The sequence below is a fragment of the Rhizobium sp. BK060 genome (assembly GCF_014193145.1).
Lineage (GTDB): Bacteria > Pseudomonadota > Alphaproteobacteria > Rhizobiales > Rhizobiaceae > Rhizobium.
On record NZ_JACHYW010000009.1, the window covers coordinates 41,411 to 65,236 of the forward strand.

At 57.6% G+C, this 23,826-nt stretch carries 26 protein-coding genes; 8 read left to right on the plus strand and 18 right to left on the minus strand.

Annotated features, from left to right (window positions below):
- Positions 1-27 precede the first annotated feature (27 nt).
- From trpA to FHT71_RS11930, 8 genes are all read right to left on the minus strand, one after another.
- Positions 28-867 carry a tryptophan synthase subunit alpha gene (gene trpA / locus FHT71_RS11895; protein ID WP_132592344.1) on the minus strand — a complete coding sequence of 280 codons (840 nt, stop codon included), beginning with the start codon at positions 865-867 and terminating at the stop codon, positions 28-30.
- A 3-nt stretch (positions 868-870) separates the two neighbouring features.
- Complete coding sequence (gene trpB / locus FHT71_RS11900; protein WP_007798065.1) at positions 871-2,091, minus strand: tryptophan synthase subunit beta; 1,221 nt, start codon at positions 2,089-2,091, stop codon at positions 871-873.
- A 2-nt stretch (positions 2,092-2,093) separates the two neighbouring features.
- Positions 2,094-2,762 (minus strand): phosphoribosylanthranilate isomerase, encoded by a 669-nt coding sequence (locus FHT71_RS11905; RefSeq protein ID WP_132592346.1) that lies wholly within the window; start codon positions 2,760-2,762, stop codon positions 2,094-2,096.
- Between the two features lie 74 nt (positions 2,763-2,836).
- Positions 2,837-3,598 carry a M48 family metallopeptidase gene (locus FHT71_RS11910; RefSeq protein ID WP_132592348.1) on the minus strand — a complete coding sequence of 254 codons (762 nt, stop codon included), beginning with the start codon at positions 3,596-3,598 and terminating at the stop codon, positions 2,837-2,839.
- Between the two features lie 95 nt (positions 3,599-3,693).
- Positions 3,694-4,128, minus strand: coding sequence for a DUF2852 domain-containing protein (locus tag FHT71_RS11915; protein ID WP_007798075.1), 435 nt, complete (start codon positions 4,126-4,128; stop codon positions 3,694-3,696).
- Between the two features lie 145 nt (positions 4,129-4,273).
- Entirely contained in the window at positions 4,274-5,551 is a 1,278-nt protein-coding gene (locus tag FHT71_RS11920; protein ID WP_132592350.1) for a polyhydroxyalkanoate depolymerase, read from the minus strand.
- A 205-nt stretch (positions 5,552-5,756) separates the two neighbouring features.
- Positions 5,757-6,599, minus strand: coding sequence for a fumarylacetoacetate hydrolase family protein (locus tag FHT71_RS11925; protein WP_132592352.1), 843 nt, complete (start codon positions 6,597-6,599; stop codon positions 5,757-5,759).
- Between the two features lie 95 nt (positions 6,600-6,694).
- Positions 6,695-7,648 carry a glutathione S-transferase family protein gene (locus FHT71_RS11930; RefSeq protein WP_183719741.1) on the minus strand — a complete coding sequence of 318 codons (954 nt, stop codon included), beginning with the start codon at positions 7,646-7,648 and terminating at the stop codon, positions 6,695-6,697.
- Between the two features lie 153 nt (positions 7,649-7,801).
- Here FHT71_RS11930 and FHT71_RS11935 point away from each other — a divergent pair, with 153 nt between their 5' ends.
- Together FHT71_RS11935 and FHT71_RS11940 are read left to right on the plus strand one after the other, a co-directional pair.
- Positions 7,802-8,086, plus strand: a complete 285-nt coding sequence (locus tag FHT71_RS11935) for a DUF2218 domain-containing protein (protein ID WP_183719810.1) — start codon at positions 7,802-7,804, stop codon at positions 8,084-8,086.
- Between the two features lie 20 nt (positions 8,087-8,106).
- Complete coding sequence (locus tag FHT71_RS11940; protein WP_007798094.1) at positions 8,107-8,700, plus strand: nitroreductase family protein; 594 nt, start codon at positions 8,107-8,109, stop codon at positions 8,698-8,700.
- 66 nt (positions 8,701-8,766) lie between these two features.
- Here the strand turns inward: FHT71_RS11940 and gyrB are convergent, their stop codons facing one another.
- From gyrB to FHT71_RS11965, 5 genes are all read right to left on the minus strand, one after another.
- Positions 8,767-11,202, minus strand: coding sequence for a DNA topoisomerase (ATP-hydrolyzing) subunit B (gyrB, locus tag FHT71_RS11945; protein ID WP_183719743.1), 2,436 nt, complete (start codon positions 11,200-11,202; stop codon positions 8,767-8,769).
- 134 nt (positions 11,203-11,336) lie between these two features.
- Positions 11,337-11,714: a helix-turn-helix transcriptional regulator gene (locus FHT71_RS11950; RefSeq protein WP_007798101.1), complete on the minus strand. Its 378-nt coding sequence runs from the start codon at positions 11,712-11,714 to the stop codon at positions 11,337-11,339.
- Positions 11,711-12,274 carry a Smr/MutS family protein gene (locus FHT71_RS11955; RefSeq protein WP_037083545.1) on the minus strand — a complete coding sequence of 188 codons (564 nt, stop codon included), beginning with the start codon at positions 12,272-12,274 and terminating at the stop codon, positions 11,711-11,713. The genes FHT71_RS11950 and FHT71_RS11955 overlap by 4 nt, the downstream gene beginning before the upstream one ends.
- Positions 12,274-13,392 carry a murein transglycosylase A gene (locus FHT71_RS11960; RefSeq protein ID WP_132592360.1) on the minus strand — a complete coding sequence of 373 codons (1,119 nt, stop codon included), beginning with the start codon at positions 13,390-13,392 and terminating at the stop codon, positions 12,274-12,276. The genes FHT71_RS11955 and FHT71_RS11960 overlap by 1 nt, the downstream gene beginning before the upstream one ends.
- Positions 13,389-14,087: a Tim44/TimA family putative adaptor protein gene (locus FHT71_RS11965; RefSeq protein WP_132592362.1), complete on the minus strand. Its 699-nt coding sequence runs from the start codon at positions 14,085-14,087 to the stop codon at positions 13,389-13,391. Before FHT71_RS11965 ends, FHT71_RS11960 begins: the two co-directional genes overlap by 4 nt.
- Positions 14,088-14,212: 125 nt before the next feature.
- Here FHT71_RS11965 and FHT71_RS11970 point away from each other — a divergent pair, with 125 nt between their 5' ends.
- Both FHT71_RS11970 and secB read left to right on the plus strand, forming a co-directional pair.
- Positions 14,213-14,701, plus strand: coding sequence for an FxsA family protein (locus FHT71_RS11970; RefSeq protein WP_132592364.1), 489 nt, complete (start codon positions 14,213-14,215; stop codon positions 14,699-14,701).
- Between the two features lie 93 nt (positions 14,702-14,794).
- Complete coding sequence (gene secB, locus FHT71_RS11975; protein WP_007798120.1) at positions 14,795-15,277, plus strand: protein-export chaperone SecB; 483 nt, start codon at positions 14,795-14,797, stop codon at positions 15,275-15,277.
- 58 nt (positions 15,278-15,335) lie between these two features.
- Here the strand turns inward: secB and dnaQ are convergent, their stop codons facing one another.
- From dnaQ to FHT71_RS12000, 5 genes are read right to left on the minus strand one after another with little or no spacing between them, the layout of a single operon-like run.
- The gene (gene dnaQ, locus FHT71_RS11980; protein ID WP_132592366.1) at positions 15,336-16,043 is read right to left on the minus strand and encodes a DNA polymerase III subunit epsilon; all 708 of its coding nucleotides are present in this window, start codon (positions 16,041-16,043) and stop codon (positions 15,336-15,338) included.
- A complete protein-coding gene (coaE, locus tag FHT71_RS11985; RefSeq protein ID WP_132592368.1) occupies positions 16,036-16,647 on the minus strand; it encodes a dephospho-CoA kinase in 612 nt (203 codons plus the stop codon). Before coaE ends, dnaQ begins: the two co-directional genes overlap by 8 nt.
- Entirely contained in the window at positions 16,647-17,504 is an 858-nt protein-coding gene (locus FHT71_RS11990; protein ID WP_183719745.1) for a shikimate dehydrogenase, read from the minus strand. The genes coaE and FHT71_RS11990 overlap by 1 nt, the downstream gene beginning before the upstream one ends.
- Complete coding sequence (locus FHT71_RS11995) at positions 17,497-18,096, minus strand: Maf-like protein (protein WP_132592372.1); 600 nt, start codon at positions 18,094-18,096, stop codon at positions 17,497-17,499. Before FHT71_RS11995 ends, FHT71_RS11990 begins: the two co-directional genes overlap by 8 nt.
- A 31-nt stretch (positions 18,097-18,127) precedes the next feature.
- Positions 18,128-18,949 carry a pyruvate, water dikinase regulatory protein gene (locus FHT71_RS12000; RefSeq protein ID WP_007798135.1) on the minus strand — a complete coding sequence of 274 codons (822 nt, stop codon included), beginning with the start codon at positions 18,947-18,949 and terminating at the stop codon, positions 18,128-18,130.
- A 402-nt stretch (positions 18,950-19,351) separates the two neighbouring features.
- On the opposite strand from FHT71_RS12000, the gene hemE reads away from it, so the two are divergent.
- From hemE to mnmE, 4 genes are all read left to right on the plus strand, one after another.
- Positions 19,352-20,386, plus strand: a complete 1,035-nt coding sequence (gene hemE, locus FHT71_RS12005) for a uroporphyrinogen decarboxylase (protein WP_183719747.1) — start codon at positions 19,352-19,354, stop codon at positions 20,384-20,386.
- A gap of 3 nt (positions 20,387-20,389) precedes the next feature.
- Complete coding sequence (hemJ, locus tag FHT71_RS12010; RefSeq protein ID WP_007798141.1) at positions 20,390-20,926, plus strand: protoporphyrinogen oxidase HemJ; 537 nt, start codon at positions 20,390-20,392, stop codon at positions 20,924-20,926.
- Positions 20,927-21,116: 190 nt separating this feature from the next.
- Positions 21,117-22,382 (plus strand): transcription termination factor Rho, encoded by a 1,266-nt coding sequence (gene rho, locus FHT71_RS12015; protein WP_085990693.1) that lies wholly within the window; start codon positions 21,117-21,119, stop codon positions 22,380-22,382.
- Positions 22,383-22,477: 95 nt separating this feature from the next.
- On the plus strand, positions 22,478-23,791 hold the full coding sequence (gene mnmE, locus FHT71_RS12020; RefSeq protein ID WP_183719749.1) for a tRNA uridine-5-carboxymethylaminomethyl(34) synthesis GTPase MnmE: 1,314 nt from the start codon (positions 22,478-22,480) through the stop codon (positions 23,789-23,791).
- Positions 23,792-23,826 lie beyond the last annotated feature (35 nt).

Below are 23,826 nucleotides of genomic sequence, written 5' to 3' on the forward strand. Positions count from 1 at the left end.
TGATTGACTCTTGCCAATGTGGGGAAACTATTCGGCAGCAACAAGGCGCGCCGAGCGTGTACCCGTTGACAATCCACGAACAAGCGTGGCGACGGCCTGGACGGTATCGGCGGTCGCCTTCCCGTCCTTGGTGAGGCTCGTTGCCACCTGATTGACGATTGCGGTGCCGACAACAACACCATCCGCCGAGCTGCCAATGACCTTTGCGTGGTCGGCGGTCTTCACGCCGAAACCGACACAAACGGGCAGATTGGTGTGCTGCTTGATGCGCTTGACGGCACCCGACACGAGAGAGGGGTCCGGCAGGGCCGAACCGGTGATGCCATTCATCGAGACGTAATAGACGAAGCCGGAGGTGTTCCGCAGAACGGTCGGCAAGCGCTTCTCGTCGGTCGTCGGTGTTGCGAGACGAATGAAATTGATGCCTTTCTTGAGGGCGGGAATGCAGAGTTCGTCATCCATCTCCGGCGGAAGGTCGACGACGATGAGCCCGTCGATGCCGGCTGCCAACGCGTCGTCCAGGAACTTCTCCACGCCGTAGATGTAGATCGGGTTGTAATATCCCATCATCACGATCGGGGTGGCGTCGTCGGTCTTGCGGAAATCGGCGGCAAGGTGCAGCGTCTTCTTCAGCGTCTGGCCACCCTTCAGAGCGCGCTGGCCCGCCATCTGGATCGCCGGGCCATCGGCCATCGGATCGGAGAACGGCATGCCGAGCTCGATGACGTCAGAGCCAGCTTCGGGGAGTGCCTTCATGATGCCGAGCGAGGTTTCGTAGTCCGGATCCCCGCCCATGAAATAGGTGACGAGTGCCGGCCGGCCTTCCGCCTTCAGATCGGCGAAGCGTTTATCCATACGTGCGGTCATGACTTACTCACCCATTCCCAGAATCTTGCCGACAGTGAAGATGTCCTTGTCGCCGCGGCCGGAGAGGTTCATCAGGATGATCTCGTCCTTGCCCATCTTCGGGGCGCGCTTGATGACTTCGGCCAGAGCGTGCGATGGCTCGAGCGCCGGAATGATGCCTTCGAGGCGTGTGAGCGTCTGGAAGGCTTCGAGCGCCTCATGGTCCATGATCGGTACATATTCGACACGGCCGATGTCGTTCAGGTAGGAATGCTCGGGGCCGATACCGGGATAGTCGAGACCCGCGGAAATCGAATGGCCCTCCTTGATCTGACCGTCGCCATCCTGCAGCAGGTAAGTGCGATTGCCATGCAGAACGCCCGGCGAACCCGCGGTGATCGAGGCACAGTGCTCGTCGCCGTCGAGGCCCTTGCCGCCGGCCTCGACGCCGACCATCTTGACGCCCTCGTCATCGAGGAACGGATGGAAAATGCCGATCGCGTTCGAACCGCCGCCGACGGCAGCGATGACGAGATCCGGCAGGCGGCCTTCGGCTTCCAAGATTTGTTCACGGGCTTCGGTGCCGATGACGGCCTGAAAGTCGCGGACCATTTCCGGATAGGGATGTGGGCCGGCAGCCGTGCCGATCAAGTAGTAAGTGTCGTCGACGTTCGTGACCCAGTCGCGCAGCGCCTCGTTCATGGCGTCCTTGAGCGTGCCGTGGCCGGCAGTCACGGGCTTCACTTCGGCACCGAGCAGCTTCATGCGGAACACGTTCGGCGCCTGGCGCTCGACATCGGTCGCGCCCATGTAAACAACGCAGGGGAGACCGAAGCGGGCGGCGACGGTCGCAGATGCAACGCCATGCTGGCCGGCGCCGGTTTCAGCGATGATACGGGTCTTGCCCATGCGCTTGGCAAGCAGGATCTGGCCGATGCAATTGTTGATCTTGTGTGAACCGGTGTGGTTCAGCTCCTCGCGCTTGAAGTAGATCTTCGCGCCACCGAGTTCAGCCGTCAGGCGCTCGGCGAAATAGAGCGGGCTCGGTCGGCCGATATAGTGAGCGCCGAGATGCTTCAGTTCAGCCTGAAATTCCGGATCGTTCTTCGCCTTGTTCCACTCGTCCTGCAGGTCGAGGATCAAAGGCATCAGCGTCTCGGCGACGAAACGGCCGCCGTAGATACCGAAACGGCCGTCTTCATCGGGGCCGGAGCGGAAGGAATTCGGTTTTGGCGTCTGGTTCACTCTCAACTCCCTGAGGCCGTTTCGGGTTGATTGGCCCTCTCGACCGCATCGAAAAACTCATCGATCATTGCGACGTTCTTGACGCCGGGTGCGCTTTCGACACCGGAGGAAGCGTCGATCCCCGGCGCCTTCGTAATGGCAAGCGCCTCGGCAATGTTACCTTTGTTCAAGCCACCGGAAAGCATGTAATCCACATTGTCGTCAAGCCAAGTGAGCAGGCTCCAATCGAAGGAAACCCCGTTGCCGCCGGGCAAATCCGATCCTTTCGGCGGCTTCGCATCGAAGAGGAAGCGATCGGCAATGCCGATATAGGCCTCGACCCGCTTCAGATCATCGGCCGTCCGCACAGAAAACGCCTTCATGACAGGTAGCCCGTAGACCGCCTTTATGGTCAGAACGCGCTCGGGGCTTTCGTCGCCATGCAGTTGCAGGATATCGGGTCTAAGGAGCGCTACGATTTCATCGAGATCGTCGTTGCTTGGATTGACGAGGACAGCAACAATCTTGGCCTTGCCGCGGGCAGGCTCCGCAAGCTTGCCGGCAATGTCGGGCTCGACGTAGCGAGGGCTCTTCTCAAAGAAGATGAAGCCGATATGCGTGGCACCCCGCGCGAGGGCGCGATCGATTGTTTCAGCCGTCTTCAGCCCGCAAATTTTGATATCCGGTTTCATGGCAGCGAAGTGACACGAAATGCGATTGGAGTCGAGCCAAATCGCGACAAAAGCTGAATTTTAGAAGCCTTACGTCACTCGAAATCGATGGCATGAAGCTGGCTGCCATGGCGCTTCAACCAGGCCTTCGCCTCTTCCATGTGCGGGCAGAGCTTTTTGCAGAGCGCCCAGAAGCGCGGTCCATGATTCATCTCCTTGAGATGCGCGACTTCATGGGCCGACAGGTAGTCGACGACGGACGGCGGCGCCATGATGATACGCCAGGAAAAGCTCAGGTTTCCCTCCGACGAGCAGGAACCCCATCGACTGCGGGTGTCCTTCACGGCGATCGACCTGATCGGCGCATTAATCGAGCGGGCATGCAGTGTTGCCAGCCTCTCGAGATCGGCCCGCGCTTCCTTCTTCAGGAACGTGGCAATCCGGCGGCCGAGATGCTCAGGCATGCCGCTGACCTTCAACACCGGCTTGCCATCAACGACGATCGCTTCCGTCAGGCCGCGAAGGCTGCCGGTGTGGTGAATACGATGAGATGCGCCACGAATTAGAATGGTGCCACCGTCCCGCAGGCCACAGTCGCTCGAGAATTTGGCAAGTTTGGTGAGTAGCCAGCCCTGATGGCGGTCGAGGAAGGCGTTCACTTCACGTTGCGCCAACCCGCTCGGGATCGTCATCCTCAGGGCTCGTCCGCCTGGCTCGATGCGCAAGGTGATGCGGGTTGCCCGCTCGTGCTGCTTGATTGTCAGCGGCATCCGGCGGCCGGCCACTTCAAGCGTTCGCGTCTCGGGCGGAGCCGGTTTTCGAACGATACGGCGTGGCTTTGCGAGGAGCGGGGACATGGGCATTTTCTACATGATTCGCTGGAATTGCGGGCAAAGAAAAGCCGGCATCGAGGATGCCGGTTCAAAGTTTCAGTGCTGAACAGTCCTGGGGATCACGGAGTCTGGTATTCTGCTACCGGACCGTTGTCGTCGCGCTTGGCGTTCTTGCGATCGCGCATGAAGCGGTCGAACTCTTCCTGATCCTTAGCGCGGCGCAGTTCGCGTACGTAGGAATCGAATTCCTCGCGCATTTCATCAAGCTTGCGACGCTCTTCTTCCAGCCGGTCGAGCTCGGCCTTCCGCCAATCGTCGAAGGCGACATTGCCTGTCGAGAAATGAGGGCGATAACGGCCATGCGAACGTCGGCAGCCAGCGAAGAATCCATCGGCGGTGCTGTTTGCATCACGCTTGAAACCGCGCAAACGCTCCCCAAAGATGATATAGGCGAGCATGGCGAGACCCAGAGGCCAGAATACCACGAAGCCGAGGATCATCAGGGCAATGGTAGCCGGAGTCCAATCCGGCCGAAGCAATGCTGACTGGTTCATCGTGCGGTGTCCTCGCATTTTCCGCGCCCGGCGAGATGCCGAACGCTGGAATCGATGTGGTTACACCCCCAGCCAGCTTCAAGGCAGTCCGCGCCCAAATCGGACAACACTTTGAAATGAAATCACTAATTCAGACGCTCCTAAATCAGCCGGACTTTCCGCCCTTGATAACCCTCTTCACCACAGGCTTTCCCGTCCGTGCATGTTCCTTCACGAAGTTGACGATGCGCGGCGCGATTTCGCGACGGAAGCGCGATCCGTTGAAGACGCCATAGTGGCCGACATCGGGTTGCAGGTAGTGCATGCGCATGTTCTCGGGAATGTTGACGCAGATCGTCTGGGCGGCCTTCGTCTGGCCGACGCCGGAGATATCATCGTTTTCCCCTTCCACAGTGAGGAGCGCCACATTGCGGATCGCGGCCGGATCGACAAGTTTGCCGCGGTGGAGCAACTCACCCTTCGGCAAGGCATGTTTTTTGAACACCTGGTCAACCGTCTGAAGGTAGAACTCCGCCGTCAAGTCCATGACAGCGAGATATTCGTCATAAAAGTCGCGGTGCTTCTCGGCTGGCTCGCCGTCGTTCTTCACGAGATGCATGAAGAACTCCTTGTGGGCGATCACGTGCCGATCGAGGTTCATCGACATGAAGCCGGACAGCTGCAGGAATCCCGGATAGACGGGGCGCATGAAACCCGGCTGCGGCCATGGCACGTTCATAATCACATTGTCGGCAAACCACTCCAGCGGCCGTTCCTTGGCAAGCTGGTTGACGGCCGTCGGGTTGATGCGCGTGTCGATCGGTCCACCCATCAATGTCATCGAGGAAGGCGAAAATGGATCGTTCTCCGCCTCCATCACCGCAGCTGCAGCCAACACAGGCACGGAGGGCTGACAGACGGCAATCACGTGGGTATCCGGGCCGAGGAAGCGGAGCATTTCGATGACGTAGTCGACGTAATCATCGAAATCGAAGGTGCCTTCCGTCATAGGCACCATTCGCGCATCGATCCAGTCCGTGATGTAGATGTCGGCGTTAGGCAGCAACGCCTCGACCGTGCCGCGCAGCAGCGTCGCATAGTGGCCGGACATCGGCGCAACGATGAGAATGCGCGGATCAGTCGTATGAACGCTTGGAACGTTGCGCGCGAAATGAAGCAGATTGCAGAAAGCCCGCGACCATACGACCTCTTCCCGCACGGCAAACTTTCGGTCGCCAATGACGGTGTCATTCAGATCAAACGACGGCTTGCCGTAACGGCGGGTCGTGCGCTCGAACATTTCGAGACTTGCCGCCATCGTACGCCCCCAGGGCGTCTGGGAAATAGGATTGAGCGGATTGGCATAGACCATGCGCATAATATCGGCAAAAGCACGATAAGGCGCCAATGCGGCATGGTTCAATTCGTAAAGCTGGTAAAACATGAGATGCGCCACCTTTCTCTAACCTGGAAGACGACGCCGATTGAAAAGGCATCGGATTCATTCCAACGACGTGCTGGCACCTCAACGCAGATTAACAGGTTTTTGTTGCGCAGCAACATTGCTATCCGCACCGCAAAAAGAAATGCCGGGAAAATCACCCCGGCATCATGGTGCGCTCGAATGCTTAACGATTGCGAAATCGGGCTCAGCGATCCGCCAGGAAGGTCTGCTTTTGCGTGCCCAAGCCTTCGATACCGAGCTCCACCACATCGCCAGCCTTGAGGAAACGCGGCGGCTTCATGCCCATGCCGACACCCGGAGGCGTACCGGTCGAAATCACGTCGCCCGGATGCAGCGACATGAACTGGCTGAGGTAAGACACCACAAAGGCGACACCATAAACCATCGTTTTCGACGAGCCGTTCTGCATGGTTTCGCCATTAACTTTCAGCCACATGCCGAGGTTTTGCGGGTCGGCAATCTCGTCCTTGGTCACGAGCCAGGGGCCGATCGGACCGAATGTGTCGCATGACTTGCCCTTAGTCCACTGGCCCGCACGCTCCGTCTGGAAGCCGCGCTCCGAGACGTCGTGGGAAACGCAGTAGCCGGCAACATAATCAAGCGCATCGGCTTCGCTAACATACTTCGCCGTCTTGCCGATGACGACGCCGAGCTCCACTTCCCAATCGGTCTTTTCCGAGCCGCGAGGGATCAAGACATTGTCGTTCGGCCCAACGATTGCCGATGTTGCCTTCATGAAGATGACAGGCTCCGGCGGGACCGTAGCACCGGTTTCAGCAGCATGGTCGGAGAAATTTAGCCCGATGCAGATAAACTTTCCAGTACCGGCAACGCAGGCACCAATGCGGCCAGGCAGGAGTTCCGGCAGGCTTTTCGGGTCGAGCGCCTTGAGCTTCGACAGGCCCTCAGGAGAAATCGCATCGCCGCCAACGTCCGAAACGTGGCCTGAAAGATCGCGGATCTTGCCATCGGAATCAAGCATGGCTGGCTTCTCCCGGCCAACTTCTCCAACACGCATAAGCTTCATAACATTTCCTCCTCAGCAAGATCGATGTGTTGATCACCTATGAACGAGATATTCACCGGTGTCATTATGGCTTTTTGCCGAAGCGGTACGCCGCTTCAGAAAATTCCTGCCAGATCAGGCCCCGCCGGCACGCTCCTCGTCGGGTTGAGGCTTTCGATTGAGTAATAGCCGCGCTTGATATGGTCGAAATTGACCGTTTCGACGACACCCGGCCAGTCGAGCATCCGCCGGCAGAAGCGGCGAAGATTGGCATACTCGGAAAGACGCCTCAGATTGCATTTGAACAAGCCGTGATAGGCGGTGTCAAAACGCACCAGCGTCACAAAAAGGCGAATGTCGCTTTCAGTTGGGTGGTCAGCAAACAAGAACGGCCGATCGCCAAGCTCTTTCTCCACGCAGTCGAGGCACTCGAACACGCCGGCAAACGCTTCTTCATAGGCGAGCTGCGTGGTGGCAAAGCCTGCACGGTAGACGCCGTTGTTGAGCCTCGAATAGATCCGCTCGTTGAAAGCATCGATCTTAGGACGGCGATCCGCGGGATAGAGATCGATCGGATGGCGAGCAAGATCGCCGAAACCATCGTTCATCATTCTCAGGATGTCAGCCGACTCGTTGTTGACGATCGTCCGCAGCTGCTTGTCCCAGAGCACCGGCACTGTCGCGCGGCCGGTAAAGTCGGGCGCAGCACTGGTATAGATCTCGTGCAGATAGGTTGCGCCCTGGATATGATCCTGCGTGGCGCCGGGATAGGCGCCAAAGCGCCAGCCCTGCTTCGTCAACGCCGGTTCAACGATGGAAACTGAGATGGCCGACTCCAGCCCTTTAAGCTTTCGGCCGATCAGCGTGCGTGACGCCCACGGGCAGATGTAGGCCACGTAAAGATGGTAGCGATCAGCTTCTGCCTTGAACCCAGCTTTCCCCGTCGGGCCTGCAGCACCGTCCCGCGTTACCCAATTGCGGAAGCTGGACGTCTGGCGAACAAAGCCGCCCTTCTCGTCCTTCGCCTGTACCGGCTGCCAATCTTCCGTCCACTTCCCATTTACGAGCAAGACGCTTTCCTCTGGTTGCTGATTTTGGCCAAACTTAGCGTGCCCTTACGCGCGAGGGAGGCCACTATTGTTGAAACAGACTGTCACCGCCTGCGGAGCTAAGCTTGCCAAGTCGATTGGATGGGGCCTAAGACAGGGCAGATGGAGCTTGATATGCCTGTTTCAACGTCTACGGTCGCCACCGCGCACGCCAGCAAGTACCTTCAGCAACTCTGTAAGCACTGGAGCCACAAGTTTGCCGTGGAATTCACCGCGGAACATGGCCGCGTGCCCTTCAGCGACACGGCGGAGGTGACGTTTGCGGCTGATGCCAATGCACTTCACGTGACGCTATCGATCGCCGAGCCGTCACAGCTTGAGCGATATGAAACTGTCGTCGCCGACCATTTGAAGCGATTTGCTTTCCGCGAAGAACTGCACATTACCTGGAATACCTGACAAACGCACTCGGAAGAGCCATGACAAAGAGCAATAATCGCGAATCCCAATGCCCGATCAATCCGTTGTTCTTGGAACGATGGTCGCCGCGTGCCTTTACCGGCGAAGTGATCGATGAATCAGATCTCCTGACAATTCTGGACGCCGCGCATTGGGCACCGTCATCCGCCAACCAACAGCCCTGGCGCTTCATCTATGCGCTCAAGGGTTCCGAAGACTGGGACAAATTCGTCAATCTCCTCGTCGAATCCAATCAGGAATGGGCGAAGAACGCTTCGGCGCTGATCTACGTGGTCTCGAGGGGGTTCAGCGGCGATTTTTCCGAAGGACGGAAGAGCTACACGCACTCGTTCGACGCCGGAGCCGCGTGGGGCTATCTCGCCCTGCAGGCCCGGCTCTCAGGCTTCTACGCACACGGAATGGGTGGCATCAAACACGAGCAAATCCAGGAAACCTTTGCTATTCCCGAAGGCTATCGGGTCGAAGCAGGCGTGGCGGTGGGACGTCTTGCCGACAAGAGTGTGCTTTCGGAGCGTAACCAAGAGCGGGAAGTTCCGAGCCAGCGCAAGCCCCTTTCGGATATCGCCTTCCGAGGCAAGTTCATCGCGAACTAGTGTTCAAACAAAAACCCCGCGCTTCGGCGCGGGGCTTTTGATGCAACGTGCAGGGGCGAGTTCCGCTTAGATGTCGAGGTTTGCAACGCTCAGCGCGTTGTCCTGGATGAATTCCCGGCGAGGCTCGACTTCGTCACCCATCAGGCGCGCAAACAGGCCATCGGCATCAGTCGCGTCGGCGACCTTGACCTGCAGCAGCGACCGAACGTTCGGATCGAGCGTCGTCTCCCAGAGCTGTTCGGCATTCATTTCGCCGAGACCCTTGTAACGCTGCATCGTCAGACCCTTGCGGCCGCTTGCAAAAATCGCATCCAGCAGCGCCCGTGGGCCGGAAATTTCCAGCTCACCGTCGCGTCGAGAGAGTGACGGCGGTGTCTGGTAGATCTCCTTCAGTCGAACCGACAGCTGATCGAGAAGCCGCGCGTCCTGCGAACCGATCAACGCCATGTCGAGCACGACGACTTCCTTCACGCCGCGCACCATGCGCTCAAGCTTGAGCCCGCCTTCGCTCGTCAGGCCGCCTTCCCAACCGCGCTCGGTTTCTTCAGCAATCAGATCAAGGCGTCGGGCAACGTCACCGGCGAGCTGTTCTGCCCTTGAGCGGTCGCTGACGGCTTCCGCATTGAGAGCGCCGGCAATCGCTGCCTGTTCGACGGCAGCGCGATTGTAGCGCGAGTGCAGATTGTCGAGCAGCGCACGGAGGCGCAATGCATCGCCGATCACTTCTCCAAGGTCCTGGCCGGTCCGCACTTCGCCGCTGCCGAGCTTCAAGGCAGCATCGTCCAGGCCTTGGCCGATCAGATAGTCCTCGAGGGCCTTCTCGTTCTTCACGTATTGGATCGATTTGCCGCGCGAGACCTTATAGAGCGGCGGCTGGGCGATATAGAGGTGACCACGCTCGATCAATTCCGGCATCTGGCGGAAGAAGAAGGTCAACAACAGCGTTCGAATGTGGGCGCCGTCGACGTCAGCGTCCGTCATGATGATGATCTTGTGGTAGCGCAGCTTTTCAGCGTTGAACTCGTCCTTGCCGATGCCTGTACCAAGGGCGGTAATCAGCGTGCCGATTTCCTGGCTTGAAAGCATCTTATCGAAGCGAGCGCGCTCGACGTTGAGGATCTTGCCGCGCAGGGGCAGGATCGCCTGGTTTTCACGCGAACGTCCCTGCTTGGCCGAACCGCCTGCCGAATCGCCCTCGACAAGAAAGACTTCAGACTTGGATGGATCGCGCTCGGAGCAATCGGCGAGTTTGCCGGGCAGAGATGCAATGTCGAGAGCGCCCTTACGGCGGGTCAGTTCACGCGCCTTGCGGGCAGCTTCGCGCGCCGCGGCAGCTTCGACCACCTTGCCGACCAAAACCTTGGCTTCCGTCGGGTGCTCTTCCAACCACGTGCTTAGCGCTTCGCTGACGAGGTTCTCGACAACGGGGCGAACTTCCGAAGAAACCAGCTTGTCCTTGGTCTGCGACGAAAACTTGGGGTCCGGTACTTTGACGGAAAGAACGGCGGTCAGGCCCTCGCGGCAATCGTCACCAGTCAGCGTCACCTTTTCCTTCTTTGTGATGCCCGACGTATCGGCATAGGAGGTGATCTGGCGCGTCAGCGCAGCGCGGAAGCCAGCCATGTGCGTACCGCCATCGCGCTGCGGAATGTTGTTGGTGAAGCAAAGGACGTTCTCGTGGTAGCTGTCGTTCCACCACATCGCGACTTCGACGGTAATCCCATCCTTCTCGCCTCGGATTGCCACCGGCTTGTCGACGAGCGGCTTCTTGGCGCGGTCGAGATAGGAGACGAAGGCTTCCAGGCCACCGTCATAGATCATCTCTTCCTGCTTGATATCCGAATGACGCTTGTCGCTCAGGAGGATGCGGACGCCCGAGTTCAGGAACGCGAGCTCGCGCAGACGATGTTCCAGCGTGCCGTAGTCGAATTCGGTCATCGTGAAGGTTTCGGAACTCGGCATGAAGCTGACTTCCGTGCCAGTCTCATCGCGAGCGTCGCCGGTCACTTTCAGCGGCGCATCGGCCACGCCATGCGTGAAACTCATCTCATGGATCTTGCCTTGACGGCGGATCTTCAGCCTCAGCCAGACGGAGAGCGCATTGACAACGGAAACGCCAACGCCGTGCAGACCACCGGAAACCTTGTAGGAATTCTGATCGAACTTACCCCCGGCATGAAGCTGCGTCATGATGACTTCAGCCGCCGACACGCCCTCGCCGGTATGAATGTCCGTCGGGATGCCGCGGCCGTTGTCGGTGACGGTGACCGAACCATCAGGATTGAGCGCTACGGTCACGATATCGGCGTGGCCCGCGAGCGCTTCATCGATCGCGTTGTCGACGACTTCGTAGACCATGTGATGAAGACCCGAGCCATCATCGGTATCACCGATATACATACCCGGGCGCTTGCGCACTGCATCAAGGCCCTTCAGAACCTTGATTGAGTCTGCGCCATATTCGGTGCTAACGCCGTTTTCCGTCGTGGGTATATCGGTCATACTTTTCGAGAATTTCCCTGTTGTCGGGGCTGAGGCGAGACTTGCGAATCACCTGCCTTTTACATGCCAGAATATAGGGTTTTTGATCACAGTTCCCAATGCCGGCGCGCTCAAACTGGCCATAAATCAGGGGATTATGACCGTTTTCCGTCCGCTTTTCTGCCGCTTTTAAGAATGTTCGTCAGTTCGCCGAGCGTCGCACGATCAAGATCCCGAATGCGACCCGCCAGAAGATTCGCAAATGCGGTGTGTTCGGCCGATAGACCCGACGTATCGACAACCACCCGGGGGTCGGAAGAACGGGCCAAAAGGAAGAGTTCCTCTGCCTCGTCCCAGATGATGTTAAAGTAACCGGCGATCCGCTGGAGCAGATCGAAGGTTGGTAAGCCGCGCCGCCCATGTTCGAGGGCCGAGAGGTAGGCCGGAGAAACATTGAGAGCCGCAGCCATCTCTTTCTGGGAGACGCCCTTGCGCTCGCGCAGCTTGCGAACCGCCTCGCCGAACGGCGTCATGCTCTCTCTCCATGGCGACGCGACAGCCTGATGTAAAGAGCGCCCTCGCCCCCGTGATGCTGGGCCGCCGTTTCATAGGAAGAGATGAAATACCGAAACTCGGGCTTCGAAAACCACATCGGGACGGCGCGCTTCAGAGCGCCTTCGCTGCCAAGCGAACTGCCCTTGCCGGTAATCACGAGGACATGTCTCATTCCCCGTTCATGGGCTCGCATCAGAAACTCGAGAAGCAGAATGTGAGCTTCGCTCTGGACCAGCCCATGCAGGTCGATCCGGGCCTCCAGCGGCAGTTGGCCCTTTGCGATCTTACGTTTGACGGGTCTTTCAAGCGGGTGGTGAACACCGGATCGCGATTTGGGAGCCGCAGGTGTAGCCGCCCCGCCCACACCTGCAGACGTCTGTTTCGCGCTTGCCGCCGTTTTCTTTTCTACCTCTGCCTCTGCCAGAAACGCATCGAGCTCGGCCAACTCATCCTTTTTGCCAGGCATTGGCCGTGTACTCCGCGCCACCTTACCCCAAAGTATCCTTTCATCGGCATTGAGTTTCCTGTCTCGTGCCATCAGGCGAACCTCGCCGCTGCCGCGTTGGGGAGCAGGATAGCGAAGTCGGCGTCATGGCGTACTGTTCCGGCAAGCTCTCCCGCCCGATCGCCGGATCCGGTGAAGATATCACCCCTCGCCGGACCGACGATCGCAGAGCCAGTATCGAGAGCAAGCATTAGCCGCGCGAACGGCTTGCCATCATCGAGATGGACAAGGTTCTCGGAGCGAACGAAAAACGGAAAGCCGAAAGTATGAATGAGCCGATCGACGGCGAGCGAACGTCCGGCGATCAACGGCACTTTTGCCGCGGCAACAGGGCCGGCGTTCAGGTCTGCTGTCGGAACCTCACGGAAAAAAATGTAGGAGCGATTGTGCCAAAGAACCTCATCCACCTGATGGGGGTGGGCGTCCAGCCATCGCCGAATGGCCTGCATCGAAATCTCGGATCGTTCGATTTCTCCACGCTCGATGAGCAACTTGCCGATCGCCGAGAAAGGGTGGCCCGCCTTCGCGGCATAGCTAATACGTCCAATGCTGCCATCAGGGTAGCGTAAGCGCGCGGCGCCTTGAACATGGACGAAGAAGACATCGACCTTCGACTTTGCCCAAGCAATCTCCAGCCCCCTTCCTGCGAGGCATCCCTCATCGATCGCACGCCGATCCGGATAGGCTTCAATCCGGCCGTCGCTTAGCCTGCCGAAGGCGTAGCTGTCGGGCAGACATGCCGGACGATTGACCTCGTCAAGATCGATCAGCTCGTCGGGGCGGCGATAGAAGGGAAAGCGATATTCATCATCCGTTACGGCTGAAACCATAATCTCAGGCTCGTAGAAGGCGGTGACGAAACCCGGACTGCCATCCGTCGGGCGAATTCTGAAAGGTCGACAGTGGGACTGGAAGAAGGCCCGGGCATCGGCTGCCGATGATATTTTCTCACTCTGAGCTGCCTCAAGCAACGGCAGCAGATCCTGCACCGCAAGCCCCAGTGAGCCAGTCCGATATGGCTTGATCTCATTGATCTGCCGCTGGCATGCCTCCATCGCTTCAAAAAGGCCGGAGGGATCATCATCCTTCCAGCCTTCCAGATCATCGAAGCCTATTGCTTGGAGGGCAAAGCCCGAGGTGTCTTCACTCATGTTTCCGATTCGGTGGCCACGAGTTTCCAGTTCGGATCGCGCGAGCGGGTATCGCGCGCAAACGTCCAGAGATCATTGATCTCAGCGACATTCTCTGCATCGCCGTCAATCAGCTTGTCAGCCTTGTCGTAAGTAGCCGAGATCAGCTGACTGACGATGCGAACCGTAATCTGAACCTCCGTGCCCTTGATCTCGGCGCTAGTGATTTCAGCCTTGTCGATACCGACAAAAGTAGATTTCACCTTCTCACCCTTGGATTCGCGATCAGCGATGGCAGCGTCGAAACCGTCATAGACTTCGCGCGACAAGAGGTTCTTCAGCGTCTTGCGATCACCGTCGGCAAACGCCATCACGATCATCTCGTAGGCCATGCGGGCGCCGTTCACGAATTCCTTCGGATCGAACGAGGCGTCGGCCTTATTGATTTCGCGAAGCGATTCGTTGAGCGCCGTGCCGGCTGGGGCAAAGGCATCAATCGCCGCAAAGCGGTCGTCTTCTTCGGTCGCATCACGACGCGGCAGTGTTACCACTTTTCCGGCGTCCGGAGACTCAGGTCCCACAGCATCGCGCGGCGTGTAGAGATCGCGCGGGGGTTTCTCGTTTCCCGTACGGCGACCGAGGACGCTGCGCAGCTGCAGAAAAATCAGCACCGCCGCCACCAAAAAAAACAATGTGATGAAGTCGTTTGAACCCATATCCCGCCGCAGCCGCTGTTAACATCCCTGATTTGTACTCCCATATAGTCCGCCTATACAGATGATTCAAATAGGGTCGGCAACGCGACCCTCCAACGGAGTCCGGCTCACGCCGGAATAAAACGATGCCCTTGAAGATCCTGCCTGGTTTTCTGCTGCTGCTTCCGCTCGCCGAGATTGCTGGTTTCGTGCTTGTCGGAAAGGCGATTGGACTTTGGCCGACGCTGGCGCTTGTCATTCTGAGCTTCATGCTCGGTATGGCCCTGCTCAGGCGCCAAGGCATCGGGATCCTCCGCCGTATGTCTGCCGAAGGGCGAAACGGCACGGTGCCTGGGCGTGAGCTGCTTCGCCCGGCGATGCTCGTGATCGCCTCTTTGTTGCTGATGATCCCCGGCTTCATCACCGACATCGTGGCGTTGCTGATCTTCATTCCTGCTGTGCGCGATCTCGCCTGGCAATATGTTAGCCGCCGTTTCGTTGTCGTGGGGTCAACGAGCGGCTTCAACGCGTCAAGACGCACCAAGGACTCCAAGATCGTCGACCTTGACGACGAGGATTATCGACGCGAACCTAACGACAACTCTCCCTGGTCAGGGAAGCATCTTGGCAAGTGATGAACCGTCCCAGCCGGCCGACTGGCCCAGGGTTGTAACACCATGTCCGAAATGATAGAGCGGCACCCATCCAATGCCCTCGAGGAAAAGCCAATGGCCGACGAAAACAGCAATAACGGTGCAACGAGCCCAAGCCTTACTATCCTTGCCCAATACACCAAGGATCTCTCCTTCGAAAATCCGGGTGCGCCGCGTTCGCTGCAGGCGCGTGACAAGGCTCCGGCCATCAACATCAATGTCAACGTCAACGCCAATCCGCTCTCCGATACGGATTTCGACGTCGTTCTATCTCTGAATGCCGAAGCCAAGGATGGCGACAAGACGGTATTCCATACCGAACTCGTCTATGGCGGCGTCTTCCGGATTGCCGGTTTCCCGCAGGAGCACATGCTACCGGTTCTCTTCATCGAGTGCCCGCGCATGCTCTTCCCGTTCGCACGTCAGATCATTGCCGATGTCACGCGCAATGGTGGCTTCCCGCCGCTGATGATCGATCCAATCGATTTCTCTCAGATGTTTGCGCAGCGGGTTGCCGAAGAGCAGGCGCGTGCCAAGGTCCAGACGACCACGAACTGACAGCGCGCGTATAACACGCTAGAACGAAACGCGATGCCCGGGTCACGACCGGGCATTTTTAGTTTGTGAGATCGTATTTTCCCCAAACACCCTTCGCGCCGAGTTTGGCAATCAGTGCGTCATGGGCTTGCTGCTCGGCTTCGCTGAGGCGTGGCGCAAGGGGCCGCGGCCGTTCGAGCGCGATGATGATCTCTTCGACCACTATTTCCTGCCCGGCCGAGTTGCTTGCGGCGTTTCCTAGCACAAGTGCGGCCTGGCGTCCGCCGATCATCTCGATGTAGACATCGGCAAGCAGTTCAGAGTCGAGAAGCGCGCCGTGCTTCGTACGGTGCGCATTGTCGATGCCATAGCGACGGCAAAGCGCGTCGAGTGAATTGGGACCCATCGGATGCTTGCGGCGCGCCATTGACAGCGTGTCGAGCACGCGGTCGGGCAGGATCGGCGGCAAATCAAGTCGGGCTAATTCCGCGTTTATAAAGCCCATATCGAACGTGGCGTTATGCGCAATCCACTTTGCGTCGCCAAAGAAATCGATAATTTGCTGCGCAACGTCTGCGAATGAAGGCTTGTCCTTCAGGAATTCATCGGTGATGCCGTGCACGGCAAGCGCGTCCGGGTGCACCTTCTGGTCGCCCGGATTTATGTAGATGTGGATCGTATTGCCGGTTGGGAAATGATTGAAAAGCTCAATACCACCGATCTCGATAATCCGGTCTACGCGGTTATCCAGCCCCGTGGTTTCCGTATCGAAAATGATCTCACGCATTCAGGAATTCCCCACTGGCGAGCCGCCGTCTCAAATCCGAGACAATCTCCGCGACCCGTTTTCTGGCCGTTTCGATGCTGTGTCCGGTATCGATCACATAGTCGGCCCTTGCCCGCTTTTCGACGTCCGGCGTTTGGCGGGCAAGAATCATGTTGAATTTTTCCACTGTCATACCGGGCCGCGCAAGTACGCGCTCCCGCTGTATCTGTGGATCACAGCTGACGACCACGATAACATCGACCCTGCTCTCGGCTCCCGTTTCGAACAATAGCGGGATATCGAGCAGCACCATCCCTGAGCCGCGTTGTTGCTCGCGTTCGATGAACTCCGCCTCACGCTTTCTCACAAGCGGGTGGACGATGGCTTCAAGGCGCCTGAACCCATCAGGACTTCCGGTCAGCTGGCGACCGAGTTCCTGGCGATCGACAGCACCGTTCTTCATTGTTCCGGGAAAGGCAGCGTCGACCAGGGGCGCTGCCTCCCCTGCATAGAGATCATGGACGACGGCATCGGAATCATTCACAGGCACTCCCGCTTCCGCGAAGAGCTTTGCCATTGTTGATTTGCCCATCCCAATCGAGCCGGTCAATCCGATCCGTAACATCAGTGCTTGTCCATGTCCTCGATAACGAGCGTGCGTAGCTTCTCGTCGACCTTGGGGCGATGCCCGAACCACTTCTCGAAGCCAGGAACGGCTTGATGCAATAGCATGCCTAGTCCGTCGACAACGGCAAATCCTTGCTGCTCGGCTTGCATAAGGAAGGGTGTCTTTAGAGGGACATAGACGATATCGGTTACGACAGCATCCGAGAGCAGCGGCGAAAAATCGATCCGTGGGGCATCCTCGCCGTCCATGCCCAATGAGGTCGTGTTGACGAAAAGGCCGGCACCGCACATGACTTCCGACAAAGCCGCCATCGAATGCGCATTTACGCTCGGCCCAAACCGATCCGCCAATTCCTGAGCGCGCTCGACCGTCCTGTTGACCAGATGAATTTCCTTGACACCGCGATCGCGCAGAGCCTGGATGATGGCGCGGCTCGCGCCACCGGCACCGAGGACGACGGCCGACTGCGCCTTATGCCAGCGCGGATGTCGCTCATCCAGATTTGCGGTGAAGCCGCGTCCATCCGTGTTCGTCGCCTTGAGCCGACCCTCCTCCATCCAAAGCGTATTGGACGCACCAAGCTCTTCGCAAAGTGCGTCCGGGTCGTCAGCAAGTTTGAACGCCATTTCCTTGTGCGGGATGGTGACGTTGCCGCCTACGAAGTCGGAGGCGCCGCTCTTCAGCGACGCGACAAAGGCTGGAAAATCGGCCGGCGCAACTTCATGGGCGCGATAGGACCCTGGGAGTGCAAGTGTCTTCAACCAGTGGCCATGGATGAGAGGCGACCGGGAATGCTTGATGGGAAACCCCGTGACGAAGGCCCGAGGCCCAAATGTTTCACGTGAATCATCCATCAATGGCACCCAATTCTCTCAGTTTCTCCAACAACGGTAACATCGGCAATCCCAGGATTGTAAAATAGTCGCCGTCGATCCGCGAAAACAATTGAAGCCCCTCTCCTTCGAGTTGGTAAGCGCCGACGCTCGCAAGCGCCTTCTCTCCGACGCGCTTCAAATGCCGCTGGATGAAATCGGCGCCGAGCGAACGCATCGTAAGCTCTGCGTGTGAAACATGCTCCCAGACGATGTCGCCGTCGTAAGCGATCGCAATCGCGCTGTTCAGCCGGTGCGTCTTGCCCGACAGCATTGCAAGGTGGTTCGCGGCATCGGCCATGTTCTTAGGCTTATGAAAGGTCTGCGGGCCGAGCGACATCGTTTGATCCGAGCCGATCACAAGGCAGGCCGGAAAGCGATCACTAACCTCCTTTGCCTTGGCCTTGGCAAGAACGAGGGCGACAGCATCAGGCGTGACACCTTCTCTTTCGAGAGGCGCTTCGACCGCACGCTCATCAATGTGAGCTGCATGGGCCTCGAATGCGAGACCAGCATTTTGCATCAGCATGCGGCGGAACGGACTTGAGGATGCGAGAATAAGCTTGGGTGTCATGGAGCCTCGAACAGGTCTGCTGCCGCAGCGCTTAACGCAGCTTCGGACGGAGAGCAACAATTGCTGCCGCCGTCTCCTCGATGGAACGGCGGGTCACATCGATGAGTGGCCAATTGTGCCGAGCACAGAGCGATCGAGCGTATTTGAGCTCCTCTGATATGGCGGCTCGGTCAGTGTATTGCCCTCGGTCGAAACCAGGCGTCGCTCCAAGAATGCGATTCTCACGGACCTGAGAGATCCGATCGGTCGTGGCAATCAGGCAGACGATCAAAGGTTTGGTCGCGGCGAACAGGCTTTCCGGGAGCGGCACACCATGGACGACCGGAATATTGGCTGTCTTGATGCCACGATTCGCAAGGTAGATGCTGGTCGGCGTTTTCGACGTCCGACTGATGCCAATGATGACGACGTCAGCATCATTGTAGTCATCGGGCATCTGGCCGTCGTCATGATCCATCGTGAAGTTGAGTGCTTCGATACGCGCGAAGTAGCCTGCGTTCATCACGTGCTGCGCGCCAACGCGCCGACGCGACGGTGCACCGAGATAAATCTGGAATGCGTTCATGACAGGTTCGAGCACGTTCACTGACGCAACGCCCATCTCCGCGCAGCGTTGGTCAATGAGGGTCGCGAGCTCACGGTCGACAATCGTGTAGAGAACGATACCTGGCTGACTGTCGATCGATTGGAGAACCTGCAAAAGCTGCTTGCGATTGCGAACGAGTGGGTAGACGTGCTCGATCGGCTGCGCGGACTTGAATTGTGCTGATGCCGCGCGCCCGGCGGAAATCAGCGTTTCGCCGGTCGAGTCAGAAATCAGATGCAGATGGAAGAAGTTCGTGCGGTTCTCCACGCTATTTTCCGTGGCCTGTTGAAAAGACTGGACAACGGAGAGCTAAGAGAGCCCGAGGGGGTTAGGCAAGGGAAAACATGTCACCTTTTCCACAAATCGAATTTCACGGGAGCCGACAACGCGGCCTGTTGGTTCCGTGGATAGCGATTGACAGTTCGACCACAATCTATGTTTTTTCCACAGTTCAACCGAACCTGCCGGATATCTTATCCGATTGGAATAATTTGCGTTTTCTGGTTTATCCACGATTTCAGGCCAAGAGCCCGCCACTCAATTGCTGCGAACTTGCGGTGGCGCGACAAAAGGCTCCGGCAGTGGATTAATTTTAATCCTTGATAGAAACAGACTCTAAGAAATAGAAACCTTTTAAAATATCTTAGATTTTTTATAGGGAAGAAGCGCGTGGGTGAAAGCCGCCGGAAAATCATGAGGGTCTTGGATGGCGAAACCCTCACCCCTCCTCCAATCTGGCTGATGAGACAGGCTGGACGATACCTTCCTGAGTACAGGGAAACGCGCGCGAAGGCCGGAAGCTTCCTTGATCTCTGTTATTCGCCTGAACATGCTGTGGAGGTCACTCTTCAGCCTATTCGCCGCTATGGCTTCGATGCGGCGATTCTCTTCTCTGATATCTTGGTGATTCCGGATGCGATGAAGCGGAACGTTCGCTTCACGGAGGGCCATGGACCGCAGATGGATCCCATCGACGAAGCGGGAATCTTCCTGATCAAGACCGACCATATCATCGATTATCTGCAGCCGGTCTTGGAAACGGTTGCGCGCCTGCGGAAGGAACTGTCGGGTGAAACGACCCTTCTCGGCTTCTGTGGTGCTCCGTGGACGGTTGCGACCTATATGATCGCTGGCCATGGCACGCCCGATCAGGCTCCCGCTCGCCTCTTTGCCTATAAGCATCCGAAGGCGTTCGAACATTTGCTTGCGGTCCTGGCCGAGGTGTCGGCCGACTATTTGATTGCGCAGATCGATGCAGGTGCAGATGCCGTACAGATCTTCGATTCCTGGGCTGGTGTTCTCGGCGAGCGGGAGTTCGAGGCGTTTGCGGTAAAGCCTGTGGCGCGGATGATCGCCTCCATCAAGGCGCGGCGACCGAACGCTCGGGTTATAGCCTTCGCTAAGGGAGCCGGGTTCCTGCTGAAGGACTACCGCCAGAAAACGAAGGCAGATGCGATCGGGCTTGATTGGTCGGTGCCCTTGGATTTTGCTGTAGAACTGCAAAAGGATGGAGCCGTACAAGGCAATCTCGATCCGATGCGCGTCGTTGCCGGCGGCGCGGCGCTCGAGGAGGGGGTCACCGACATCCTCGAGAAGCTTGGCGACGGTCCATTGATATTCAATCTTGGCCATGGAATTACTCCCCAGGCCGACCCTCAGAACGTCCAGCTGCTTGTCGAGCATGTTCGCAGCTGGAGCCGATAGCACATGGAAAAGCAGACAGATGAGAAGCCTGGCACTTATGCGCGCCGCCGTGCGCACTTTGCTATCCTGTTCTTCGGATTTCTGGCCGTGGGGCTATTTCTGTGGAACCCAAATGATCTCTATCTGTGGATCAAGGCGCTCCATATCATCGCAGTAATTTCGTGGATGGCCGGCCTCTTCTACATGCCGCGACTCTTCATTTATCATACCGACGCCGAGCCTGGCTCGACGCAGTCCGAGACCTTCAAGGTCATGGAACGTCGCTTGCTGAAGGTGATCATGAACCCGGCAATGATGCTCACCTGGATCTTTGGGCTCTATCTCACTTGGTCGGTCTACGGCTTTCAGGGTGGCTGGCTGCATGCGAAGATTGGTCTCGTTGTGCTCCTGACGGCCGTGCACGTCCTTTTTGCTCGCGCAGCCAGAGCGTTCGAGCGCGATGAGAACCGCCGGTCGGCGCGCTACTGGCGTTTCATGAATGAGGCGCCGACCCTATTGATGATCGCGATTGTTATTCTGGTCGTGGTCAAGCCGTTCTGATGGAAGGCCATTCGGTTAAATTTTCTTGATTTTAAGCAGCCCCCTTGCGGCGGTGAACCTTACTCGCTATTTTCGGTCCACCTCATCCTTGTGGCAGTATGTAAAGTTCGATCGTCTGCGATCCCTTCGCAGGACCGGTTACAGCCTCGACATCGCCTTCCCCCCAGAATTTAAGAGTAATGGTCACTTCATGGCTGAAATGAAGCTTCAAGAACTTAAGAGTAAGTCCCCGACGGATCTGCTGGCATTCGCCGAATCGCTCGAGGTCGAAAATGCGAGCACGATGCGCAAACAGGAATTGATGTTTGCAATCCTGAAGGTGCTCGCCAGCCAGGACGTAGAGATTATCGGTGAAGGCGTTGTGGAGGTTCTCCAGGACGGTTTTGGTTTCCTGCGGTCTGCCAACGCGAACTATCTTCCGGGCCCGGACGATATCTATATCTCACCATCGCAGATCCGCCGTTTTTCGCTGAAGACCGGCGATACAGTCGAAGGCCCGATCCGCGGGCCCAAGGAAGGCGAGCGCTACTTCGCGCTGCTGAAGGTCAACACCATCAATTTCGACGATCCCGAGAAGATTCGTCACAAGGTGCATTTCGATAACCTGACGCCGCTGTATCCGAATGAACGCTTCAGGATGGAATTGGATGTCCCCACCACCAAAGACCTGTCGCCGCGCGTCATCGATCTCGTGGCACCGCTTGGTAAGGGTCAGCGTGGCCTGATCGTCGCGCCGCCGCGCACCGGTAAGACCGTTCTCCTTCAGAACATTGCACACTCGATCACGGCGAATCATCCCGAGTGCTATCTCATTGTTCTTCTCATCGATGAACGCCCGGAAGAAGTCACGGACATGCAGCGTTCCGTTCGCGGCGAGGTCATATCCTCGACCTTTGACGAACCGGCTGTGCGCCACGTCCAGGTGGCCGAAATGGTCATCGAAAAGGCGAAGCGTCTCGTGGAACACGGCCGCGACGTTGTGATCCTGCTTGATTCGATCACGCGTTTGGGCCGCGCCTACAACACTGTTGTCCCGTCTTCCGGCAAGGTCCTCACGGGTGGTGTTGATGCGAACGCGCTGCAGCGCCCGAAGCGCTTCTTCGGCGCCGCACGCAATATAGAAGAGGGCGGATCACTTACGATCATCGCAACGGCTCTTATCGATACCGGCAGCCGCATGGATGAAGTGATCTTCGAAGAGTTTAAGGGAACCGGAAACTCCGAAATCGTTCTCGACCGCAAGGTCGCCGACAAGCGTATCTTCCCGGCGATGGATATCCTGAAGTCCGGCACGCGTAAGGAAGACCTGCTGGTGCCGCGACAGGATCTTCAGAAGATCTTCGTGTTGCGTCGCATCCTGGCCCCGATGGGAACGACCGACGCGATCGAGTTCCTGATCGACAAACTGAAACAGACGAAGAACAATCCGGACTTCTTCGATTCTATGAATACATAATCCTTAGCCGGATTCTTCGATAAAGCCGGTCACCGCTGTGGCCGGCTTTCCTATTTCAACGAACGTTCTCTTCAGCCTTGAACTGGAGGAGGAAGATGATGCCCAACAAGGAAACGATATTCGCTCTGTCGAGCGGCGCTGTTCCGGCGGGTCTAGCCGTTGTGCGAATCAGCGGAGAGGACGTGCCAGCTGTGCTTGCCGCTCTTGTTGGGGAATTGCCGACCTCGCGGCAGGCAGTATTGCGATCGATTCGGACTCGTAATGGTCTCGTGATCGACACCGGCCTCGTCCTGTTCTTCCCGGCACCGCATTCCTTTACTGGTGAAAATGTTGCAGAACTTCATCTTCATGGTGGTCGTGCGGTTGTCGACGCTCTGTACCGCGAACTCGCAGAACTCCCAAATTTGCGACCCGCAGCAGCAGGAGAATTCTCGCGGCGTGCCTTTGAAAATGGGAAGCTGGATCTGATTGAGGTCGAGGGCCTGGCGGATCTCATTGCTGCCGAAACGGAGATGCAGCGACGTCTTGCTGTCGAGCAGAGCTCCGGAGGCCTATCTTCCATTTACTATGGCTGGTCAGAAAGACTGACACGCGCGCGTGCATTGATCGAGGCTGAGCTTGATTTTCCCGATGAGGAAGATGTTCCGGGTTCAGTATCCGATCAGGTCTGGGCGGATGTGTCGAGCTTGGCAGAGGAGCTCGCCAGCCACCTTGAGCAGCTGGAAGCTGGTGAGATTATCCGTGATGGTTTCAAAGTCGTCATTGCAGGCAGGCCGAATGCCGGCAAGTCCAGCCTCATGAATGCCTTGGCTAAGCGCGATGTTGCGATCGTCACCGACATCGCCGGTACGACCAGAGATGTCCTGCAAGTCGATTTGAGCATGGATGGGTACCTTGTCAAACTCTACGACACTGCTGGTCTTCGCGACACGGATGAGATCGTCGAACGTGAGGGTATTCGGAGGGCTGAGAAGATCATCACAGAAGCGGACCTGTTGATCTTTGTCGAAGACCTATCAACAGACACTGGGACGGACGAGCCACCAGAAAGCGCTGTATTGGTGGGCACGAAATCTGATCTATCTCGCCGAAGTATGAGAGAATACGATCTCCTGATCTCGACCGAAGATGGGACCGGACTGGACGCACTTCGGGGTCTGATTGTGCAACGTCTGAAGCAAAAGGTGCATCCTCAGTCCATGGCCATCCCGAGCCGGGCACGCCATAGGGAGGCGCTTGCAAGGTCATTGGCGGCTCTGCGAGCGTCTCTTCTTGCCCCAAACCGTGGTTTGGATCTCCGGGCGGAGGATCTGCGCGCTGCTGGCGATGCTTTGGGACGCGTTACCGGACGTGTCGATGTCGAGAACCTCCTTGATGTCATCTTCGGTGAATTCTGCATCGGAAAATGATTCACGTGAAACATCGCGAATCGCGACCAGTGGCG

What these genes read in the sequence shown, in the direction of transcription:
- trpA (WP_132592344.1), bottom strand. Translation starts at nt 867, where the DNA reads ATGACCGCACGTATGGATAAACGCTTCGCCGATCTGAAGGCGGAAGGC.
- FHT71_RS11905 (WP_132592346.1), bottom strand. Translation starts at nt 2,762, where the DNA reads ATGAAACCGGATATCAAAATTTGCGGGCTGAAGACGGCTGAAACAATC.
- FHT71_RS11910 (WP_132592348.1), bottom strand. Translation starts at nt 3,598, where the DNA reads ATGTCCCCGCTCCTCGCAAAGCCACGCCGTATCGTTCGAAAACCGGCT.
- FHT71_RS11915 (WP_007798075.1), bottom strand. Translation starts at nt 4,128, where the DNA reads ATGAACCAGTCAGCATTGCTTCGGCCGGATTGGACTCCGGCTACCATT.
- FHT71_RS11920 (WP_132592350.1), bottom strand. Translation starts at nt 5,551, where the DNA reads ATGTTTTACCAGCTTTACGAATTGAACCATGCCGCATTGGCGCCTTAT.
- FHT71_RS11925 (WP_132592352.1), bottom strand. Translation starts at nt 6,599, where the DNA reads ATGAAGCTTATGCGTGTTGGAGAAGTTGGCCGGGAGAAGCCAGCCATG.
- FHT71_RS11935 (WP_183719810.1), top strand. Translation starts at nt 7,802, where the DNA reads ATGCCTGTTTCAACGTCTACGGTCGCCACCGCGCACGCCAGCAAGTAC.
- FHT71_RS11940 (WP_007798094.1), top strand. Translation starts at nt 8,107, where the DNA reads ATGACAAAGAGCAATAATCGCGAATCCCAATGCCCGATCAATCCGTTG.
- gyrB (WP_183719743.1), bottom strand. Translation starts at nt 11,202, where the DNA reads ATGACCGATATACCCACGACGGAAAACGGCGTTAGCACCGAATATGGC.
- FHT71_RS11950 (WP_007798101.1), bottom strand. Translation starts at nt 11,714, where the DNA reads ATGACGCCGTTCGGCGAGGCGGTTCGCAAGCTGCGCGAGCGCAAGGGC.
- FHT71_RS11955 (WP_037083545.1), bottom strand. Translation starts at nt 12,274, where the DNA reads ATGGCACGAGACAGGAAACTCAATGCCGATGAAAGGATACTTTGGGGT.
- FHT71_RS11960 (WP_132592360.1), bottom strand. Translation starts at nt 13,392, where the DNA reads ATGAGTGAAGACACCTCGGGCTTTGCCCTCCAAGCAATAGGCTTCGAT.
- FHT71_RS11965 (WP_132592362.1), bottom strand. Translation starts at nt 14,087, where the DNA reads ATGGGTTCAAACGACTTCATCACATTGTTTTTTTTGGTGGCGGCGGTG.
- FHT71_RS11970 (WP_132592364.1), top strand. Translation starts at nt 14,213, where the DNA reads ATGCCCTTGAAGATCCTGCCTGGTTTTCTGCTGCTGCTTCCGCTCGCC.
- secB (WP_007798120.1), top strand. Translation starts at nt 14,795, where the DNA reads ATGGCCGACGAAAACAGCAATAACGGTGCAACGAGCCCAAGCCTTACT.
- dnaQ (WP_132592366.1), bottom strand. Translation starts at nt 16,043, where the DNA reads ATGCGTGAGATCATTTTCGATACGGAAACCACGGGGCTGGATAACCGC.
- coaE (WP_132592368.1), bottom strand. Translation starts at nt 16,647, where the DNA reads ATGTTACGGATCGGATTGACCGGCTCGATTGGGATGGGCAAATCAACA.
- FHT71_RS11990 (WP_183719745.1), bottom strand. Translation starts at nt 17,504, where the DNA reads ATGGATGATTCACGTGAAACATTTGGGCCTCGGGCCTTCGTCACGGGG.
- FHT71_RS11995 (WP_132592372.1), bottom strand. Translation starts at nt 18,096, where the DNA reads ATGACACCCAAGCTTATTCTCGCATCCTCAAGTCCGTTCCGCCGCATG.
- hemJ (WP_007798141.1), top strand. Translation starts at nt 20,390, where the DNA reads ATGGAAAAGCAGACAGATGAGAAGCCTGGCACTTATGCGCGCCGCCGT.
- rho (WP_085990693.1), top strand. Translation starts at nt 21,117, where the DNA reads ATGGCTGAAATGAAGCTTCAAGAACTTAAGAGTAAGTCCCCGACGGAT.
- mnmE (WP_183719749.1), top strand. Translation starts at nt 22,478, where the DNA reads ATGATGCCCAACAAGGAAACGATATTCGCTCTGTCGAGCGGCGCTGTT.